The 20686-nt window shown below is 54.4% G+C and carries 19 protein-coding genes and 1 pseudogene; 9 read left to right on the top strand and 11 right to left on the bottom strand.

Annotation, left to right across the window (positions count from 1 at the left end; all coding sequences use genetic code 11):
- Nucleotides 1–43 precede the first annotated feature (43 nt).
- Nucleotides 44–1033, bottom strand: coding sequence for a class I SAM-dependent methyltransferase (locus tag CA54_RS19155; RefSeq protein WP_146372612.1), 990 nt, complete (start codon nucleotides 1031–1033; stop codon nucleotides 44–46).
- A gap of 198 nt (nucleotides 1034–1231) precedes the next feature.
- Nucleotides 1232–1363 (bottom strand): annotated as a pseudogene (locus CA54_RS30315) (transposase); the annotation flags it as partial.
- Between the two features lie 343 nt (nucleotides 1364–1706).
- On the opposite strand from CA54_RS30315, the gene CA54_RS19150 reads away from it, so the two are divergent.
- From CA54_RS19150 to CA54_RS19105, 9 genes are all read left to right on the top strand, one after another.
- Nucleotides 1707–1940, top strand: a complete 234-nt coding sequence (locus CA54_RS19150; RefSeq protein WP_146372611.1) for a hypothetical protein — start codon at nucleotides 1707–1709, stop codon at nucleotides 1938–1940.
- A 177-nt stretch (nucleotides 1941–2117) separates the two neighbouring features.
- Nucleotides 2118–2996, top strand: a complete 879-nt coding sequence (locus CA54_RS19145; protein WP_146372610.1) for an ion transporter — start codon at nucleotides 2118–2120, stop codon at nucleotides 2994–2996.
- A gap of 880 nt (nucleotides 2997–3876) precedes the next feature.
- Complete coding sequence (locus CA54_RS19135; RefSeq protein WP_146372609.1) at nucleotides 3877–5226, top strand: V-type ATP synthase subunit B; 1350 nt, start codon at nucleotides 3877–3879, stop codon at nucleotides 5224–5226.
- Entirely contained in the window at nucleotides 5223–5819 is a 597-nt protein-coding gene (locus tag CA54_RS19130; protein ID WP_146372608.1) for a V-type ATP synthase subunit D, read from the top strand. The genes CA54_RS19135 and CA54_RS19130 overlap by 4 nt, the downstream gene beginning before the upstream one ends.
- An 18-nt stretch (nucleotides 5820–5837) precedes the next feature.
- Nucleotides 5838–7637, top strand: a complete 1800-nt coding sequence (locus CA54_RS19125; protein ID WP_146372607.1) for a V-type ATP synthase subunit I — start codon at nucleotides 5838–5840, stop codon at nucleotides 7635–7637.
- Nucleotides 7637–8092, top strand: a complete 456-nt coding sequence (locus tag CA54_RS19120) for an ATP synthase subunit C (protein WP_146372606.1) — start codon at nucleotides 7637–7639, stop codon at nucleotides 8090–8092. Before CA54_RS19125 ends, CA54_RS19120 begins: the two co-directional genes overlap by 1 nt.
- A gap of 110 nt (nucleotides 8093–8202) precedes the next feature.
- Nucleotides 8203–8859 (top strand): hypothetical protein, encoded by a 657-nt coding sequence (locus tag CA54_RS19115; protein ID WP_146372605.1) that lies wholly within the window; start codon nucleotides 8203–8205, stop codon nucleotides 8857–8859.
- Between the two features lie 18 nt (nucleotides 8860–8877).
- Nucleotides 8878–9534 (top strand): DUF2764 family protein, encoded by a 657-nt coding sequence (locus tag CA54_RS19110; RefSeq protein WP_146372604.1) that lies wholly within the window; start codon nucleotides 8878–8880, stop codon nucleotides 9532–9534.
- Complete coding sequence (locus tag CA54_RS19105; protein WP_146372603.1) at nucleotides 9515–11335, top strand: V-type ATP synthase subunit A; 1821 nt, start codon at nucleotides 9515–9517, stop codon at nucleotides 11333–11335. Before CA54_RS19110 ends, CA54_RS19105 begins: the two co-directional genes overlap by 20 nt.
- Nucleotides 11336–12158: 823 nt before the next feature.
- Here the strand turns inward: CA54_RS19105 and hypE are convergent.
- From hypE to CA54_RS19060, 9 genes are read right to left on the bottom strand one after another with little or no spacing between them, the layout of a single operon-like run.
- On the bottom strand, nucleotides 12159–13217 hold the full coding sequence (gene hypE, locus CA54_RS19100; RefSeq protein WP_197532617.1) for a hydrogenase expression/formation protein HypE: 1059 nt from the start codon (nucleotides 13215–13217) through the stop codon (nucleotides 12159–12161).
- Entirely contained in the window at nucleotides 13214–14419 is a 1206-nt protein-coding gene (hypD, locus tag CA54_RS19095; protein WP_146372602.1) for a hydrogenase formation protein HypD, read from the bottom strand. The genes hypE and hypD overlap by 4 nt, the downstream gene beginning before the upstream one ends.
- Nucleotides 14416–14703: a HypC/HybG/HupF family hydrogenase formation chaperone gene (locus CA54_RS19090; RefSeq protein WP_146372601.1), complete on the bottom strand. Its 288-nt coding sequence runs from the start codon at nucleotides 14701–14703 to the stop codon at nucleotides 14416–14418. The genes hypD and CA54_RS19090 overlap by 4 nt, the downstream gene beginning before the upstream one ends.
- Nucleotides 14694–16982, bottom strand: coding sequence for a carbamoyltransferase HypF (gene hypF, locus CA54_RS19085; protein WP_146372600.1), 2289 nt, complete (start codon nucleotides 16980–16982; stop codon nucleotides 14694–14696). The genes CA54_RS19090 and hypF overlap by 10 nt, the downstream gene beginning before the upstream one ends.
- On the bottom strand, nucleotides 16979–17677 hold the full coding sequence (gene hypB, locus CA54_RS19080; protein ID WP_146372599.1) for a hydrogenase nickel incorporation protein HypB: 699 nt from the start codon (nucleotides 17675–17677) through the stop codon (nucleotides 16979–16981). The genes hypF and hypB overlap by 4 nt, the downstream gene beginning before the upstream one ends.
- Entirely contained in the window at nucleotides 17674–18078 is a 405-nt protein-coding gene (gene hypA / locus CA54_RS19075) for a hydrogenase maturation nickel metallochaperone HypA (RefSeq protein WP_146372598.1), read from the bottom strand. The genes hypB and hypA overlap by 4 nt, the downstream gene beginning before the upstream one ends.
- A complete protein-coding gene (locus tag CA54_RS19070) occupies nucleotides 18071–18565 on the bottom strand; it encodes a hydrogenase maturation protease (protein WP_197532616.1) in 495 nt (164 codons plus the stop codon). The genes hypA and CA54_RS19070 overlap by 8 nt, the downstream gene beginning before the upstream one ends.
- Entirely contained in the window at nucleotides 18562–19863 is a 1302-nt protein-coding gene (locus tag CA54_RS19065; RefSeq protein ID WP_146372596.1) for a Ni/Fe hydrogenase subunit alpha, read from the bottom strand. The genes CA54_RS19070 and CA54_RS19065 overlap by 4 nt, the downstream gene beginning before the upstream one ends.
- Nucleotides 19860–20666 carry an NADH-quinone oxidoreductase subunit B family protein gene (locus CA54_RS19060; protein ID WP_146373393.1) on the bottom strand — a complete coding sequence of 269 codons (807 nt, stop codon included), beginning with the start codon at nucleotides 20664–20666 and terminating at the stop codon, nucleotides 19860–19862. The genes CA54_RS19065 and CA54_RS19060 overlap by 4 nt, the downstream gene beginning before the upstream one ends.
- Between the last annotated feature and the right edge of the window lie 20 nt (nucleotides 20667–20686).

Genomic DNA, 20686 nt, shown 5'->3' with positions numbered 1-20686 from the left:
AACTGGCTGTTCAGCTACGAAGTGTCAGTTCGTGTGCTGCGATTCATTCCCAAGTGTTCTCCGACAAACGTCGAGGATTACCAAGCTGACTCAAAAAATCTCCGCCCTGTAACAATACTGTATACCCGCTAGGTTGGAACCAGTCCTCTAAGAGCAACAATTGTTGGCGCTTGGGCAGGGCTGCGTATCTTTCACGGAGGTCCAATGAGGTGAGAAACTTCTCTGGCGTTGCTCGAGGCAAAGGCAACTTATTGTCGTTGGATAAACGGCTCTCCACGAGTACGCCGTTATTTTCTAAGGCAAATCCAAATGGAATCCAAGTAGAAAATTCGTCATGCGGTATAATATCGTGGATCTTTTCAAGCGTATACAACACCTCGTAATTGTTGATGTAAGCGTCGACAATCATCGCATCCACGTCTTGTTGATTTCGCAATTCCCAACCATATGGGAAATCTGTAAAGCCCATGGTCTTAGCCATCGCGATTTTTGCATGAGTGGCATCCTCACCGTGAAAGTGAGTTAAAAATCGTTTCCGCTTCATCCTTTCCGCAGACCCATATTCTCCATAAACGTAAAAGAAAATTGCTCCGTTTTTCGTCGTTAGGCGACTTAATGTGGTCAGCAATTCGCGTGGGTTTTCAAGGTGATGCAATACTCCCATACAGAAAATAAAGTCGTATTGGCCAAATTCTTGAGTATTCAATTTCGCGGCATCAATTGCCCGGAATGACACAGAAGTATCATCGTACGATTTTTTCGCCATTTCCGCGTATTGGATCGATGGTTCCGAGAAATCGATACCGAGATATTCGTTATTGGGATATGTGCTAGCGAGTTCTAACAGTCGTAGTCCAGTTCCTGTTCCAACATCCAAGATCCGCTTATTCGCGAATGTGTATCCGCATTCCATTTCAAAAAGGCGTACGAGATTCGCCAATTCCGAATACCGTTTGCCGTCTTCAGGAAGTGAAGGATAGGGATAGGATTCGTATTGCCCCAAAATGCGAGCCGGGTCACCATTGGCCGTCATGATACATGCCACTCCTTGAAACTGTTGTCACTCGAACGTCTTAAATGTCCCAAGCCCAATGCAGGACGTCAAAGATTTATCATACTTCAACAACTTCCACTCGCCAAATTTCTCTGGAATAGTTGAACATTGCTGCTCCTGTTTTTACCATTGCTACCGCCTTGTAGAACGTGCCAAGCTATCAATTCAGCCGTTGCCGCGACCGAACAGCTTGGCATGTATACCCAAATTCCGAGCCGCCTCGGCCAGCGAATACCCCTATTCGGTCCCCAGCCTCACCGCCTCAAGTTTGAACTCGTCCGTGTAATTACGACGTTTCCGCTTCATCATCTTTCATCCTCCTCATGAGCAGTATACGCTCTTGTTTGTGCGCCTATTATTCATGGGGAAGTCCAAGTGCCTACCATAGCATCGAATACCCAACTGCTCCGAGTTCGTCAGGAATGTGCTCTCGGAGTGATGTAATCGCTACATTGCTCGATGTTGACACCTATCGAAAATCTATCAGCCGCGTATGCCGCAAAGCCAAGATCCCCGAGTGGAGTCCGAACCGATTACGGCACAATGCGACGACGAGAATTCGGATGGAGTTTGGTGTCGAGGACGCGCAAGTCATCCCAGTTTTTTATGCGCGAGACGAAACGGCACGCGACGCCTATTTTCAGGAGTCGCAATGATGAGAATCGTTTCCAGATCGAACCTAGTAATTGACCCGTTCGATCCCGACCTCAAGACGCTCAAGGAGATCGGCATAGGCCTGTCTGGACGCCCCGGCGAAATGACCCTCTGGCGCTGCATGTCCAAAGGGATCAATGGCATTCTACTGCCGGTGATCCGCATTGCTCACAAGCCGGATACGACGCCCGAGGCCGTCCGCGTATTTCTCAACGAAACGAGGGCAGCATGATCCCTTGCAAAACAGAGCAGCCAAAGGCATTGCCGCCACGATTCGATGCTACGATGCCACTCAATTGGCAGCATCAATTGTAGCGGAAAACGCCGCAATTCAGTACCATTTCGTGTAACGTTCGTCTCTTGGAGGCGAGTCTTTCAATGGACGGCGCCAGATATATCCAAACTTAACATGTCCAAACCCACGGCGATGAACGAGAAGCACGAAAATCTCTCATGGCGCGCGCGCTGGTACGAAGTCATCTTCGAAGCAGACACCCCCGCAGGCAAGCTGTTCGACGTGCTGCTGCTGATTGCGATTCTGTTAAGCGTACTGGTAGTCATGTGTGAGAGCGTCGAAGCTATTCGCAAAGCTTACCCCAAGCTTCTGGTCGGCGCAGAGTGGTTCTTCACGCTGTTGTTCACGCTCGAGTACGGAGTGCGGATCATTTGTGCCCGCCGCCCCAAACGCTACATTTTCAGCTTCTATGGGATTGTTGATCTGTTGGCAATCTTGCCAACTTACGTCATCGCCTTGCCAATTTTCGAGGGCGGACCAAGTGCTCAGCGACTCGCAGTCATTCGTGCAATCCGGCTACTGCGTGTGTTTCGGATATTCAAGCTGGCCCACATGCTGTCCGAAGCTTCAGCCCTGCGACAGGCTATTTGGGCGGCTCGCGCCAAGATCGCCGTCTTCTTGTCATTCGTGTTGATTGCTGTCGTCATCGTTGGGTCGGCCATGCATTTGATCGAAGGTGGAAGAGTCGACTCTGACGGCCAACAGATCGTCACAGGATTCGACTCGATCCCAGAAAGCATGTACTGGGCTATCGTGACAATGACGACCGTCGGCTACGGAGACGTCTCGCCAACGACCGGTCTGGGAAAGGCCTTGGCTGCTTGCATGATGATCCTAGGTTATTGCATGATCATCGTGCCGACAGGAATCGTATCGGCTGAGTTGGCTCACGCCGGGGGCAAAAGTCAGACGACTCAAGTCTGCCCTGAATGCATGGGGGAAGGGCATGCAGCCGACGCCGTCCACTGCAAGTATTGCGGGGCAAAATTGTAGTATTCCCGGCGCTCAGCGCGACGCCCTGTTTTGTCGGTAGCCGAGCCCGATCATCATTATACGAACAGAGAGCGCAAGCTGTTCATCTAGGATACCGACTGTTTTTTCAGAGCGACGGCATACAAACTTGTTTGCGAACGAATGGTTGTGTCGACCTCAGTATGACTAGGGAGGCCGCACGGTCAAAAGAGGCTTTACCCCAAATCGCCGGGCTATCGGGTTCTGGCTAACTGGTCAAAAAGGCTGTCGTCCTGAGTATCGCGCAGGATCGCATTTCTGTCGTAGGTCGTACAGGCCGGCGTTGTGCAGTGGCTAACTGCGTGTTATTTAAAATCATAATTCCAGCCGTGCCAGGCAGCGCGGCAGCAGGTTGTTCAGCTAATGTGGATCATCGCCATATTGGACTCCGCCGTGCGTTCATGGTCTTTACCGTGCCGCTCTTTACGTCCCATCCATGCAAACGTCCGCTCCACAATCCAGCGAATGGGCAATAAGCTAAGCCCTTTTTTCACCCAGCGGACGCAATACGGTTCGAACAGTCCAGCTCAATGTACCCTGAATCCCATCCGGGAAATCGTAGCACCCCAAAGTCGAGTTGGCGAACACTACTTTGAACACCTTTGTGATCTAACTCATCAGCTGCGCGAACGACGACCGCCAGGATCATGCCCAGCGTATCGAGTGCGGTGTATTTCTTGTGACAACTTTCGTTGCGCACTGTTTTGGGCCGCAATGGACTGGTAAGATCGGAGCGTCGGGTTTTGATTATTACAAAGAACCACTGGCGAACGTCCCCGACGTGAAGCTCACCATGATTGACGAATTTGCACATAGAGTTCGAGACGCGGAATTGGAAGAAGCCATATAGGGGCAATTGATCATGCTCGATGAGTTGACGTTTTTTACGCGTGTGTTGTCAATTGTCGGCGACATTCTCAAGGTGCGGGCAAAAAACATCGGATTGGGCGACCTGGCGGTCGTTGAGAACTGGGATGGCGATCGATCGTTGGCCCAAGTGATTGAGATCCAAGAAGACGAGGTTTCACTGCAGGTCTTTACGGGGGGCAAGGGCCTATCGACCGAGGCGCGCGTGCAGTTTCTGGGACATGCCTCCCAGGTGACCTATTCGGAAAACGTCCTGGGCCGCGTGTTTGACGGCGCCGGCGAGCCGATTGATGGAGGGCCTCTGTTGGGTGGCGACCCTCGCGTGGAAATCGGGGGCCCGTCGGTCAATCCCGTGATGCGGATCGTCCCGAAGCGGATGATCGAGACCAAGATTCCCATGATTGATGTTTTCAACTGCTTGGTGGAAAGCCAAAAAATCCCTATCTTTTCGGTGGCTGGAGAGCCTTACAATCAATTGCTGGCCCGAATCGGCATCCAGGCAAACGCAGAGATCGTGATCTTCGGCGGCATGGGGTTGGTGTTTGACGACTACCACTTCTTTCGGTCCACGTTTGAGGAAGAGGGAGTCTCTGCACGAACGGTGATGTTTGTCAATCAAGCGTCCGACCCCATCGTCGAACGGATGCTCGTTCCGGACATGGCATTGAAAGTCGCCGAACGCTTTGCTGTCGAGCAAAAAAAACGTGTGCTAGTGCTTTTGACGGACATGACTGCCTATGCTGACGCGCTTAAGGAAATCGGCGTGTCGATGGAACGTGTGCCTGCCACACGCGGCTATATGGGGGATTTATATAGCCAACTCGCCTTGCGGTACGAACGGGCATGTGACTATCGAGGCGCCGGTTCCGTGACGATTCTCTCCGTGACCACGATGCCCGGCGACGATGTCACACATCCGGTACCGGACAATACCGGTTACATCACGGAAGGACAGTTGTACTTGCACGACGCGATGATCGATCCGTTTGGTTCGCTCTCACGACTGAAGCAGCAGGTCATCGGCAAGGCCACGCGCGAAGACCACGGGCAACTAATGAACACGATGATCCGCTTTTATTCCGGGGCGAAGGACGCAGAAAAGAAACAAGCCATGGCGTTTGATTTGTCACCGTTCGATTTTCAGTTGCTGAAGTTTGGCGGCTTGTTCCGTAGCCGGTTTATGGACATCAACGTCTCGTTGGGGTTGACGGATGCCCTGGATCTCGGTTGGCGGACATTGGCCGAGTGCTTTGGCCCGGATGAGTTGTTGATGAAGCAGGAGCTCATTGATAAATATTATCGTCCGGTGACACTTCCTGATGAATCGGACGGACAAGCGCAATGAGACTGTCGCTGAATAAAAACTCACTCAAACAACAGCGTGACCAGTTGGCTATGTTTCGTCGGTTTTTGCCTTCACTGGATCTCAAACGGCAGCAATTGTTGGGCGCGTGGAAGCAGTCGTGCCAGCAATTAGCCCAGGCCCAGCAGGAGATCGATCAGTACCAACAGTCGCTAGACCGTTTGCTTCCGCTGTTGGGCAGTTCTACCCTCCAAACTTGCGACCTGTCCTCGTTAGTGCGCGTGCGGGAAGTGGCGATCGGCGAGGAAAACGTCGTCGGCGTGCATGTACCGTTGGTTCTCGACATGGAGTTCGAACGGTCGCCCTACTCGGCACTGACGCTTCCCTTTTGGGTGGATCAATTGGTCGACAATCTTGAAAACCTAGCGAAATTACGCGTACAGTTTCAGGTGCATCAAGCCCGCGTCGAGAAATTGGGGGCAGCTGTTCGAAAAATCACGCAACGAGTCAATCTGTTTGGAAAAGTATTGATTCCGACTGCACAGGATAACATCAAACGAATCCGAATCGCGTTGTCCGACGAAGAGCGGGCCGCAGTGGTGCGGTCGAAACTCTCGAAACGAAAACGTCACTGACGAAAGAATTATCAGACGATGGCCATTGTTGCGTTGGACAAATTGACGGTGTACGGCACCAGCGGACAGAAAGCAGACGTCCTTGACGGTCTGCAGCAACTGGGCTGCATGCATCTGGTCAACCTGCGGGGCACCGCTCCGCAACAGCCCGAACTTGTCTCCAGGGAGGCCCGCGACGCTTTGCGGTATTTACAAGCCTGCCCGGACCAAAGGCGGCAAATCTTTTCTCGCACGGCATTTGAACGTGAAACAGTCATTCGCGAGGTCCTGGCGGCCAAGGAGCAACGTGATCAGTTGGCCGTGGAACTGGACCAACTGTATCAGGCGATTTCCGACCTGGAGCCATGGGGCGATTTTTTGTGGCCCGCCTCCGCCCCAGTCGGCAAGCCACAATTCTGGTTTTATAAAGTGCCGTTGAATCGCATGTCCGAGCTTCCCGACGACGTCGTCTGGCACTTAGCGAATAGCGACAATCGGTACGCCTATGTTGTCGTCATTGCGAGCGAATTGCCGGTGGATTTTCCGTTCACGCCGATCGAATTGGAGCACCGGCCATTATCGCAATTGCGGTTGCGTCTGGAAGCCGTCCAAGAGGAACTCGAGGAATTGAGTTGGAAACGTATTGCGTTGACGCGCTGGCGGCAATTGTTGAAAAACGATTTGGATGCTGCCGACGACAAGGCCGCCCAAGCCGCGGCCGCCGAGGGGGTTTTGGACGATCGGTCCGTCTTTTCGCTGCAGGGCTGGGTTCCGCATCAGGCGACGGCAGACGTGCGGAACTTCGCGGATCGGCACCAATTAGCGGTTACGATCGAACCAGTCGCCGCTGCTGAGGCACCTCCGACGTTACTGAAGAATCCCGAACGGATCGCCGGCGCTGAAGGCTGCGTCACGTTTTACATTACGCCGGGTTACCACGCCTGGGATCCGACGACGGTTGTGTATTTTTCGTTTAGTCTGTTTTTCGCCATGATTGTGGCCGATGCCGGTTATGGATTGATTATGGCGGGGCTGCTGCTGTTTTCGTGGCGTAAATTGAGCCACAATCGGTCCGGCCGGCGGATGCGTAATTTGCTGTTGGGAATTGTGAGCACCACAATCATTTATGGTGTGATCGTAGGCAGTTATTGTGGCGTCGAACCGCCGTCCGGTATGTGGCTGGACTCGCTGCGGGTGAAGATCGACGGCCAACCGATGATGAGCAATCAGACTGCAATGATGGTCATTGCGGTTGCTATCGGCGTAACTCATTTGATCCTCGCCAACATGATTTCCGCCTGGCGACACCGCAAGTCACTTCGCTGTGTGGGACATTTGGGGTGGGCCGGCATCATGCTGGGAGGCTTTCTGGCGGGAACCGGAACTATGTCGAAAATCCAGCCTCTGGCGAACGCCGGGACGACCGTGGCGATCATTGGTGGTGTGGCGGTGCTGCTTTTCAGCAGCGAACGACCTGCGGCGACCTGGAGCATCACAGTTCAGTTGCGGCGGTTGTTAGATGGAGTGATGCAGTTTGCGAATCTGTCCAAGGCCTTTGGTGATTCGCTGAGTTATTTGCGATTGTTCGCCTTGGGCTTGGCCAGCGCGCAACTCGCGGTCACATTCAACGGCTTGGCGGCAGGTGCCTATGATTCCGGAGGGATTGGCGTTTTGCTGGCGTTGTTGATTCTGGCAGTCGGACACGGCATCAACTTATTGCTGGGACTGATGGGGGGCGTGGTGCATGGTTTGCGGCTGAACTGCATCGAATTTTTCAATTGGAGCCTGACCGAGGAAGGGCATCCCTTTCAACCGTTCAGAAAGAAAGCGGAGACATAATGGATACGTTCTGGATCATGTTGGGTTGGGCCGGGATCTACGGTCCCACGGCGTTGGGCGCTATCGGGAGCATCGTGGGCTGCGCCCGCGCCGGCCAGGCGGCCTGCGGCGCGATGATCGATGTGGAAAGCGGCTACGGAAGGTTGGTGGGATTGTCGGCTCTGCCGTCGTCGCAGATTATCTATGGGATCGTCGTTATGTTTACACTCAATCGGACGCCGACCGTCGAATCGGCCCCTGGCTTGTTCGCTGTGGGTATCCTCTGTGGAGCGGCTCTGTTATTCAGTGCGGTGTTCCAGGGGCTTTGCTGTGCTTCGGCGATCACCGCGAGCAAGAGCAAGCCGGAAATATTTGGCCTCTCGGCGGCTCCCGCCGCTATCGTGGAAGGCTTCGCCGTTTTTGCCTTTATCTTCGCGCTGGTCATTGCCGGTGGGATTCCCGGCGCTAACGGTTAAGATCGGATACAACGCACGGCTGTGCTCGTCGGATCTCTGCAGCCTCGCCGGAGTTGTCGCGCAACAATGAGCCGCTAATCTATTGTTAGTTACATTGGGAGACGGAGCACATGAGTTCTGATACGACCGAATCGTCCGGCGTGCAACAATTGATCGACCGACTACATAAAGAGGGTATCGCCAAGGGGCAAGGAGAAGCTGACGGGTTGATTGCGGCAGCCCGCCGACAAGCGGCGCAAACACTGGACGATGCCCGACGGGAAGCGGATGAAATCGTCGCCAAGGCCACTAGCGACGCTGGCCGCACGCGCGCCGCCGCCGAAGACGCCATCCGTTTGGCCTGTCGCGACGCCACACATAGCTTGACCGATGAGTTGAGGGAGGATTTTGTCCGCAAGCTGCGAAACCTTGTAGGGCACACTTTGCATGATACCGATTTTCTCAAACAGTTGATCCTGGAAATCGCCCGCTGCGCCGTTCCGGCGGAATCCGCGGGCCCACAGAACGTCTTATTGCTGAATGCCGACTCCCCTGGTAGAGAGTCGGCACCGTCGCTGGATGACGACGGCCTGAATCAGTTTGTGCTGTCCCTTGGCGGCGAAGCTCTGCGTGAAGGATTAATGTTTGAAACTGCCGATTCCAATGTGCCGGGTGTCCGCGTGCAGATCGTCGACGAAGATGTGGAAATTGATCTGACCACCGATACGCTCACGCATTATTTGCTCAAACATCTGTCACCAAAACTTCGTGCCATCATTCAGCAGTGAATTCCTAGGGACTTGTTCGTGGCTTATTACACACTCATCGCCAGCCTGCCGCACCTGCCGCCTCATTTTGATGTGCCGCGCCCGCCCATCACGCGATTGCGGTTGGAGCAGCGGCTGTCGATGCTGCGTGACGACGATGCTAAAACTCTACAACAACTGTCGGACTTCCTCGCCTGGGACCGGCAACCCACGGACCAAACGGATGAACAGGTCGTCCGCCGCTACGAGCAACTGAGGCGGCGGATCCTCCACCCCCTGGTGTGGGAGATCGTGGAACACCGCATTAATTTACGAACCATCGTAGCCGCGTTACGTCGTCGCCGCAGCGGAGAGGGTCCGCCCGCGGGTGTGGGGCCGTTGGTTGAGCCAATCCGTCGTCATTGGCAGGAACCGCAGTTCGGTATGCGGCCACGCTATCCCTGGATCGAGAATTTCAATGAACAAATGCTGGTGGGAAACGCCGTCGAAGCCGAACGTATCTTGTTTGAGTGCACATGGGAATTTCGCCGCCGCATGGCAGCCAACTTCACATTTTCTTTCGAGGCGGTATTGCTCTACCTAGCGCGATGGTCCATTGTCGACCGCTGGACAAGCCGCAGCATCGAGGCCGGTCGGGCTCGTTTTGACCAATTGATCGAGGAGACTTTGGGTGACTATGCCACGCTCAAGTTTTAACGCCCACGTGACCGGCGTCGCCGGCAACATCGTATCGATCGAGTCCGACGGACCGATCATGAAAAACGAAGTCGCCTACATCAATGTCGGCGAGGACCGTTTGAAGTCCGAAGTACTGCGGGTCTACGGCAAAGTCGCGGACATGCAGGTCTTTGAGGAAACGCAAGGTGTTCGGATTGGAGACTCCGTCGAATTGACGAAGCATATGCTCTCGGCGGTGTTGGGACCCGGCCTGTTGGGAACCATTTACGACGGGCTGCAGAACCCATTGCATCAGTTGGCGGAACGCGATGGTTTTTTTCTGCATCGCGGTAGCACGGTGCCCGCCCTACCCGTGGATACACAGTGGACGTTTGAGCCGTCGTGTTCCGAAGGTGACCGACTGTTCGCCGGAGACGTGATTGGCACAGTGCCCGAACGTCGCATCACGCATAAAATCATGGTGCCGTTCGCCGAGCGGGAGGAATTCGAATTGTTGTGGATCGGCAAGGGCAACTATCGTATTGATGAAACGATCGCCCGGGTCCGCGATCGGCGGGGCCGCGAACGGGATCTGACGATGCAGCAATCTTGGCCTGTTCGCCGTGCTCTGCCCGCAGGTTTGCTGCGGCAACGACTGTGTGAACGTCAGTTCCCTACCGAGCGATTGACGACCACCACGCGGCTGATTGATACCTTCTTTCCGATTGCCCGCGGCGGTACAGCCTGTATTCCTGGCCCGTTCGGTGCCGGAAAAACTGTGTTGCAAGGATTGATTGCACGTTACTCCGACGTGGATATTGTGATCGTCGTAGCGTGCGGAGAACGGGCGGGCGAAGTTCTGGAGACGGTCACGGAGTTTTCCACCATGGAAGATCCCCGCAGCGGCGGAAAACTGATCGACCGTACAATAATTATCTGCAACACCTCATCGATGCCGGTCGCTGCGCGCGAGGCCTCGATCTACATGGGAATCACGCTGGGGGAATACTACCGTCAAATGGGTCTGAATGTGCTTCTGATTGCCGACTCGACGTCACGCTGGGCGCAAGCCATGCGAGAGACATCGGGCCGGCTAGAGGAAATCCCCGGTGAAGAGGCATTTCCCGCGTATCTGGATTCATCCGTCAAGAGTGTTTATGAACGAGCAGGATTGCTGCGGACCAACGACGGCAGCGAAGGCAGTCTCACCATGATCGGCACTGTATCGCCGGCAGGCGGCAATTTTGAGGAACCCGTGACCCAATCGACACTCGGGGCCGTGAAATGTTTTCTCGGCTTGTCATCGGAGCGGGCCTATAAGCGATTCTATCCCGCTGTCGATCCGCTGCTGTCATGGTCGCGGTACCTGGATCAACTCGGCCCTCAACTCGACCGCGAACTCGATCCCCGTTGGACGGACTCTGTAAAACAGATGACTGAACTCCTCCATCGTGGTGACAGCGTGTATCAGATGATGCAAGTCACTGGAGAAGAAGGAGTCACTCTCGACGATTTTCTGGACTACCAGCGGGCCACTTTTCTCGACATGGTTTTCTTGCAGCAAGATGCGTTCGATCCAGTGGATGTCTCCGTATCCACGGAGCGACAAAAGGGGTCGTTCCAACTCCTCCGCCGACTGATAAATCGAAGTTATGAGTTCACCGACAAGGAGCAGATCCGAGAGTACTTTACGCGACTGACCGGACTGTTTAAGAACCTGAATTACGCTGAGTGGAACTCTCAACCCTACAAACAACTTTGGGATCAAATTCATGAATTGGAGCAGACAGCGATTTCTGGCCAAGCGAAACCAGCCGAAGACCCGGCGGTGAGCACTTGACGCTACTGTGCGCCAACCGTGAATTAAGCGTGGTAAGGTTCGGCAATACTTAAAGAAAAAGGTGTTGCGCAGTGCTTGATGTGCTGCAGGCAGTGCCGAAATGCCAAGGGTGAATTTATTCATCTGAGCTTTTTTGGCCTGAGAACACGCGGGGCAAAATTCATTTGGCCGCGGGCATTCAGTAGAGCGGTTGAGACGCTGTTCGACTTTTTTTAAGGAGACAACACAGTGAGTCCCAACGAGTCATTGTGTCTTGTATGGTTAACATCGCGCGAAACCCCAGTTTGGAGGCGCCGGTTTGTTGCGCCCCATCCCGGCGTAGTACAAAAACTATACTCTCCCCAATTTTGACAACGCGTTACGACAATCACAGACTCGTATCGGATGTCCCAGTTCATTCATCCACTGTTGTTGCTGATCGCTTCTACAACGAACATCACTCGCATTATTATTCCGAGAATCCCCGCCGACATCTTGCAGTGAATGCACCGCCGAAAAACGAGACGATCGCACTCGACACGACCATCGGCCATTTACGGCTGTGCGTGCAGTGTGAATCATTGCAGGTCAGGTTTCTACTAAACGCACTCCCCGTGCGCGCTTTACTCGAAAACCTATCGAATTAAAATCATTTCGGCCGCTGGCGACCATCATCTTCGCGGACAGTTCTTCCAAGTTATTTTTCACGCGAACCTCCTTTTGCCTAACGGCTTCCGGCCATCATTTGTTTGGGAACCGCGAATAGTTTTACCTCTCCCCCGGTTCAAGTATGAAAGATTAAAGCGCAGGCTATCCCGAAGTTTCTTGTATGCATCAGCGGCGATCAACAAATTCGCGGCAATGCGGCACCGGCGGGTTCGTCGAGAGGCTGCTCGCGACCCAACGTGCGATAAATCGTCACGGGGGCGATTTGACGGTCTGTCGCCTCGCCGATGATGGTGGCATGCTGGGTTTGAGGTTGTAACTGCAACGCTTTAACGGCATCATCTGCCGCCTCCGCTGCGATGGCGGCTACGAACGTTCCTTCATTGGCGACGTGTAATGGATCAAGCCCAAGTAGCTCACAAGCCCCACGGATGTCGTTGCTTGTGGGAATATCAGCTTCGCGAAGACACATTGTCAAATCGCAAGCAGCGGCCCATTCGTGCAGCACTGCCGAAACACCGCCGCGGGTGGCATCGCGGATGGCTCGAACGTTGGGACCGACTGCTTGACGCAGAGCGGTAACGGAATCGATCAGCGAAGCGGAATCGCTAGAAGGGGGCGGATCGAACTCAAGTTCTTCTCGGGCGCACAGTACTGCAATGCCATGTCGACCGACTGGTCCGGAAACGATGAGTCGATCACCGGTTTGGATCGACTGTGGACCTGGTGGTACAGGATCGACGAGTTCTCCAATAGCCGTTGTGTTGAGAAACAGACCGTCGGCGGTCCCACAGGGAACAACTTTGGTATCACCCGTAACTACCGAGACGCAACATTTTTTTGCGGTGTTAGCGACACTTTTGAGAATGCAGTCTAACACCGCTAGTGGCAGACCTTCTTCGATGATCAGCGAGAGCGTTAACCAACGCGGTCGCGCACCGGAAACCGCAAGGTCGTTGACTGCCCCGTGCACCGCAAGCGAACCGATATCGCCACCAGGAAAAAATAATGGCGAGACGACAAAACAATCGGTTGTCACGGCCAAGCGGCGGGTGTCCGTCACGATGTGCGCCGCGTCGGGAAGGTTCGCCAATTCGGGACAGTCGAAGGTGGGTTGTATATGCTCCTCGATTAATCGGCGCGTCAATCGCGCACCTTCCCCATGAGCCAGCGTGATGCGTGCGCCGTTTTCATCAAGCGGTATCGGACAATACATTTGCCAGGCAGGATCACTCATTTCGTGGAGGCTCCTGTCTCAACTGTGGAGACGTCCGAACTGCTGCTGCTGGGAGAGGCAGAGGTACTTTTTTCGGATTGGGTTTGGCTAAAAGATGGTGCGCGCCCAGCAGAGTCATACTGGTAATAGGCTGCACACGCCCCCTCGGATGAGACCATCGGTGCTCCCAGTGGCGACTCCGGCGTACAGGCTGTCCCGAACTCCGGACATGCGGTCGGCCGCAAACGCCCCGCCAGAACATCAGCAGCGCGGCACACTTCATCCCCAAGGATCGGAAGTTGTGAGTGCAAAGAGACATGGCCAAATCGTTTCTCGGCATCGAATCGACGATATTCCGACCGGAGACTGTAGCCACCGCAAGGGATCGTCCCAAAACCTCGCCAAGGGCGGTCGTCGATCTCGTAGACTTGGGTAACCACGTCTTGAGCAGAGAGATTTCCCGCGCGGCTGACACTACGAGCGTATCGATTTGAAACCTTCTTACGTCCAGTTTCAAGTTGGCGTATGCATTCGAGGATGCCCTCCAACAGATCAATCGGTTCAAATCCCGTGACGACCACCGGCACCTTATAACGTCGCACGAATGCATCGTAAGAGGCAAAACCGGTAATCGTGCAAACATGGCCCGCCGCGAGAAATGCCTGCACACGATTATCGGGCGAATCCATTAACTCTTCCATCGCCGGCTGGACTCGGACATGCGAAACCAGCAGCGAGAAGTTACTCAGATTCAGCCGCTCCGCCTGTAAAACCGCCAGGGCTGTCGCCGGAGCGGTTGTCTCAAAACCTACGGCAAAAAAAACGACCTGCTGATCGGGATGTTGCTGCGCGAATGTCACCGCGTCGAGAGGGGAATACACAATTTTCAAATGCCCACCAGCGCCGCGCACGTTCAACAGTGAATTGCGACTTCCTGGAACGCGAAGCATATCGCCAAAACTGGCAACGACCACATTGTCGCGCATCGCCAATTCCTGTGCGAAATCAATCGCAGCTATCGGCGTGACGCAAACGGGGCAACCGGGTCCATGAATCAATTCGACCGTATCGCGAAGTTCCGATTCGATCCCGTGCCGCAGTAAACCGTGCGTCTGTCCGCCGCAAACTTCCATCAAAACCCATCGTTGAGTGGCCGTTCTACGGATTTCGGCGACGAGTTGCCTTGCAGTTGTGGGATCGCGAAATTCATCGACGTATTTCACGGCGAGTCCCTTTTTGATATTGGTGGAAGTGAGTCGGTCGTCTCCGAAAACTCATCGGGTAGGCCCAATCGCTTGAGTTCCGCAATCAGTTGCTGGGCTTCCCGGGCGTCAACGCGGCTGATGGCGATCCCTGCATGCACGACGACATAGTCACCCTCCTCTGCCTCGGGGACACAGGCCATATGACAAACGCGGCGGATACCTTCGAATTCGACTTCCGCTTTACCGAACGTCGGATCGCGATCGATCCAACGTATGATGAGTCCGGGAACGCCTAGACACATGAGGGCAGCCCTTGTTCTAAATGTCCCGTTGCCAATCTCGCCGCAGCAATCGCCAATTGCCCCGCCGCCAGTCCTCCGTCGCCCGGCGGGATTGTACCGGGAAGCCCGACGGTTTGCGGGCCGCCCGCAAATTGCTCAAGGACCAATTCTGTCAAAAGACGATTCTGGAAACATCCACCGGATAGTATGATTGGTAATTCCGCATATTTCTTGGCAAGATTCGCAATCGCTCGCGCTATCGCACGATGAAACCGCATCGCTATTGCCCCAATTTCGACACCCTGAGTCAGGTCGCCAACGATTTCAGCCAGCACCGGCCGCCAGTCTAGCGACACCACTTCGTCTATTTCGGTAACTGAGAACGAATAGCTCGCCGGCTCGGAATCGTCGCAAATGGATTCCAATCTCATCGCCGGTTCGCCTGCAAATGATACGTCTGCTAAAGGTAACAATAATGCTGCGACACCGTCGAACAGTCGACCGGCGCTCGTTGTCATTGGACCTGCCTGACGGCGTTCAATGAGTTTGGCAAGCGCCTGCAATTGCGATGTCTCAGCCTCGCCGTGTAACAACTCAATTGCAGCGGCGCTGCCCAGGGTCTCCGTCAGCAGCGATAACGCTACCCGCCACGGCTGCCGTACCGAAAGCTCACCTCCGGGCAATGTGAACGGTCGCAGATGGCCGACGCGATGGAATTGGGTTGCGGTTGCGAGTAAAAACTCACCACCCCAAATTGTGCCATCAGGTCCGTATCCCGTGCCATCAAACGCGATACCGAGTACCTTCCGGTCAAGCCAGGCATGTTCGAGAATGCCTGACACAATGTGCGCATGATGATGTTGCACAGCAATCGTTGGCTGTGGCTGTTCTTCGGCCCAACGTGTTGTAAAGTAATCGGGATGCAGATCGTGGACGATGACTTCAGGATTGCAGCCGTATAAATCGATCAGTGATCTCGTGTGACTCACGAATCGCTCTCGCGCCGCTAAACTGTCTAGATCACCAATATGCGGACCCAGTACAGCCTGTTTTTTATTGGACAATGCAACGGCGACCTTTTGATGTCCGCCGACCGCCAGAATCGAGCGGTCGGTCTGTAAAGCCAATGGCAAGGGGGCGATCCCTCGTGCGGCGCGGATGCTCACCGTCCGATTGCCGCAAGTCTGCACCACACTATCATCAATAGGACGGACGATACGACGGTTGTGATGCAGAAAAAGATCGGCAACGCCGTGCAATGATTCAGTTGCGTCGTCGTTTTCGTAGGCCAACGGTTCGCTTTCGATGTTGCCGCTGGTCACGACCAGCGGACGGCCGCATTCCCGCAACAACAGTCGGTGTAGGGGCGTTGTGGGTAACATCACGGCAACGGTATTGAAATTAGCATGTACAGATTCTGCAAGATTACCAACCAAATCGAACGGCACTAGCACGATGGGGTTGGATGCGTCAAAGAGCGCTGCGGGGAATTCCTCGGGCCGGCTCGGAGCGCTGATCATGACCGGTAGTGGCTTCGTACGACGGTGTTTGCGATCGCGCAGCCTGCGGACGGCTGTTTCACTTGTGGCATCGCAAAGCAACTGATAACCACCAAGACCCTTCAACGCGACGATGCCTCCGTTTTTCAATTCAATGGCAGCCGCAGTGATTGCGGACTTTCCTTGCTCTGTCGTTTCTCCACAACAGACCGTCGGTCCACAGTCGGCACAAGCGTTTGTTTGCGCGTGGAATCGCCGATCATTGGCACCTTCGAATTCCGACCTACATGGTTCGCAGAGGTCGAATTGACCCATCGACGTCTGCGATCTTTCGTAGGGCATGGTATGGATGATGGAATAACGCGGCCCACAGTTTGTGCAACTAGTGAACGCGTATCCTGCACGGCGGTCTAGAGCATGGGTTACCTCATCATTGCATTGTTCACAAACGGCCATGTCGTGCGGAACCAACGTCGCCACAGCACCCGTTGATTTGACCGTCCGAATCTCGAACTGTTGTAAACCGATTACCGCTGAGTGCATGCGGGTCAAATTTCCAAATCTTGCGCCCCGTGGCAATTCGGCCTGTAGCCGATCCGCGAATTCATCGATTTCAATTCCACTGCCTTCGATGTAGATTTCCACACCACGCATCTCATTCGCAACAAATCCACACAATTTGAGTTCCGACGCCAATTTCATGATTGCAGGACGGACGCCGACTCCTTGCACGCTTCCCTGCAGCAAGAGTCGGGTAGCGATGGTTGTCTCAGACCGCGGAGTGGATGACGTTTCTTTCAATTTCCGACATGCTCCTGATGTCTACCAGCAACGTTCCGCATGCGCTGTCGCGCGTCATCGAGAAATCCGCACCATGCCGCGATTCCTTCGCCGGTGGTGGAACAAACAGGAAATGTGGAAAGGTCTCGTTGAATCAAGCTGGCATCAGTAATGGCTGCGTCCACCGAAAACGGAACGTGAGGCAGCAGGTCGCACTTGCTGATCACCATTGCTTGGCTGGTGCGAAACATCTTGGGATATTTGCCTGGCTTGTCATCCCCTTCGGTGGTGCTTAACACCACCACCCTCAGATGTTCGGCAAGATCGTGGGACGCAGGGCAGACCAGATTCCCGATGTTTTCAATGAAGAGGAACTCGTAGTCTTCATCGGGAAGTCGCTGAAGACCACGTTCGACGAGCGATAACTCCAAGTGACAGGCACCGCCCGTTGTCAATTGTTCGACAGGGACGTACGGCCGCAATCGATCGGCATCGCGATCGGTGGCCAGATCACCAACGAGTACCGCGATTCTTCGCCGGTTGCCCCAGTATTTTGCAGTCGCTTCCAACAGGCTCGTTTTACCCGCTCCGGGTGACGACACCAAGTTGACGACGAACGTGCCACGATCCGAAAATGCCGAACGCAATTCGGCAGCACGGCGTTTATTTTGGGCTTGGATGTCTTGATTGACGGTTAGCTTGCGCGTCGTCGTCATGCGATATGCTCCGTTTCGTAGCCACCGCCGCGCGGTTTCGGGATGTTGGCGGCTTGGTTTGCCTGAATCGTAACGTTCAACAGTCTGAATTCGTTTCCACTCGTAATTTGGATTGCACGGGACTGGCATCCCGAACAGACGAACACAAATGAAGGCAACTCAAACTCCGCCTGACAATCAGAACAGCGTGCTTTCAACGGAACTTCATGGATGACAAACCGCGAACCGGCACAGCCAGTCCCGAATGAGAGGATCTCAAACGCTTCTCGCACCAATAACGGTTCCACACCGCTGAGCGGACCGATCTCGACTTCGATTTGTTCAACGGCCGTACCGTCGTTTTGTTTGCACAATCGCTCAACCTGTTTTAGAAGCGACCGAACGAGGGATATTTCATGCATGATTGAGTTCATTTTGAATCGAATTGGTCACCGTCGGCAATGCCCGCTTCAATTTTTCCGAAACAGAGTTCCCTCGTTCAAAGCCATCGCCGGCAATAGCCCACACGACGATCCGATGAGGAAGTCGATGTAGTCGCAAGGCGAGATCGAGCACGGCCGCTAAGCCGAAGTCGTGGCTGCCCTGACAACGCAGCCGTATAAAATCGGGAAATAGTTCTGTCATTGTAGGCACATCTGACACAACATCCCATTCCCAGCGACGGAGTTCTCCAGGCATCGCTGCTCCCTGGAATGCGTCGCAGACATGTAGGCAATCGAGGTTTTCCAGCCAATCAAGTAGATCCAATGGGATGCCTGCTTTTTTCACGGCGACGCTGGTAGGCAGACTTCCATCTTCAGCCAGCCGATCGGCAATCAGCCAGCCAATTTGGTCATCGCCGTGCGGGCTACCAATGCCCACAAACAAGGCTTTCGTCGTGTTGCTCACGATTTGGTTCGCTCCACGGTCAAGTTTAGAAAGTGCGTTGAACAACTAATGCAGGGGTCGTAACTCCGGATTAGACGTTCGCAGTCGAGAGCAGTCTGTCCGTCGTCATCGCCCATCACGTCGGGTAGCCAATCACGAAGGTCGTCTTCGATTTGCCTTTGGTTCTGCGAGGTAGGAGGGACGATTTTAGCGAACGTAATCTTTCCGTCGTCATTGACTGCATAGCGGTGATAGATCAGGCCGCGGGGGGCTTCCGTTGCGGAACAGCCTTCGCCAGCGGAATATTCGTATTCGACGCGCGGCGGTTTGAACGGACGGTATTCACGAAGAATTTCCAGTGTTTCCTCATAGGCATGGATGACTTCCAAGCCGCGGGCAATGATTGCACGGAACGGGTTGAGGCATGGCGGCGCGAAACCAATCTCATCCGCAACGCGCCGGGCCAGCGGCGACAGACGGTCGAAGTTCAGATTGACACGGGCCAGCGGTCCCACATGATAGCAGCTGTTCACTGACTTTCGTACGGATTGCAATGCGGTGCTGTGGGCGGCATGCTCTTCGGCGAATTCACCTTCGTAATCAGCCACGTCGATCAACAAGCCTGAAGTGGAAGCGACTTGTCCCTCGTTCATCGGATATTCATTGGGATGACTGAGCGCGACCATATCATAGTTGCGTTCAAAATCCGGGAAATCGAGCGTCGCCACCCAGCGGGTGGTTGCGACTGCGGCTTGCAGGCCCCATTCGAAATCGGGAATCAAACGCAGCAATTCGTCGCGCTTGGGGGCACGGTAAAATCCGCCGACGGCGACGTTGATTGGATGAATTGCGCGGCCCCCGAGAACTTCCAATAGTTCATTGCCGTGCTTCTTAAGTCGCAAACCACGATTGACTTCGTTGGGAAACCGTTCGGCCAATTCGATGCCGCTGTTGACTCCAAAAAAATCAGGAGCGTGCAACAGATGCATGTGTAAGGCGTGACTTTCGATCCATTCACCACAATACAACAGCCGACGCATGCGGCGGATTTCAGGTGTGATCGTGACGTGTAGCGCTGCCTCCAAAGCGTGCACAGCACTCATTTGGTAGGCGACTGGACAGATGCCGCAAATGCGAGCGGTAATGTCGGGGACTTCTTCCAAAGAGCGGTCGCGGAGAAATGCCTCAAAGAACCGTGGAGGTTCATAGATGGCCAACTGCACATCTTCAATCATGCCGCCATCTAATTTGATGTGCAGTCCCCCTTCGCCTTCAACGCGCGTCAGGGCTTCGATTCTGATGCTGCGTGATTCGGTCATGACCGGCCTCCTGTCGAGGAGGGGGTGTCGGACTGCTGTAAGCGATTGCCAGCATCGCGAAACGCAGGGGCATCGGCATTGAAGTTATGTAGCAAGGGGACCAGGGTTTCTCGCGTCGAACCGGTGCCGAGGTACTGCGACGTCAGGCTGTCGCAATTTGGCTGAGCGGCCGGGCCGAAGCAACCGTAACATCCGCGATCGTAGGCTGGGCAGATTGCTCCGCAACCAGCTTGCGTCACTGGACCTATACAAGGAATACCTTGCGCGACTTCGACACAAACCGTGCCGCGACGTTTGCAATCCAGACAGACACTATGTGTCGCAGTCCGCGGCTTGTGTCCGGAAATTAGGGACATCAGCACTTCGATCAACTGATGCCGGTTAATCGGACAGCCCCGCAGTTCAAAATCAACCGCGACGTGATCGGCAATCGCGGTTGACGTTTCCAGAGTTGAAATGAATTCGGGTCTTGCATAGACGCAACGCAAAAAGTCTTCGTGATCAGCCCAGTTCTTGAGGGCTTGAATGCCTCCGGCGGTCGCGCACGCGCCAATTGTCATCAAAAACCGCGATTGGCGGCGGACTTCCTGGATTCGTTCTGCGTCATGCGGAGTCGTGATCGACCCCTCTACCAGGGCAATGTCATATGGTCCTGGTTCAATCCGACTGGTCGCTTCCAGAAAGTGGACGATGTCCACCGCGCCCGCCACGGCCAATAGTTCGTCCTCGCAGTCCAATAACGACAGTTGGCAGCCGTCACATGAGGCAAACTTAAAGACCGCCAACCGTGGTTTGCGATGAATGTCGGGCAGAGTTTGTTGCA

This window comes from Symmachiella macrocystis (assembly GCF_007860075.1).
Taxonomy (GTDB): Bacteria; Planctomycetota; Planctomycetia; order Planctomycetales; family Planctomycetaceae; genus Symmachiella; species Symmachiella macrocystis.
Note: the sequence above shows the minus strand (reverse complement) of the source record. Positions and strands in the feature narration are given on the sequence as shown.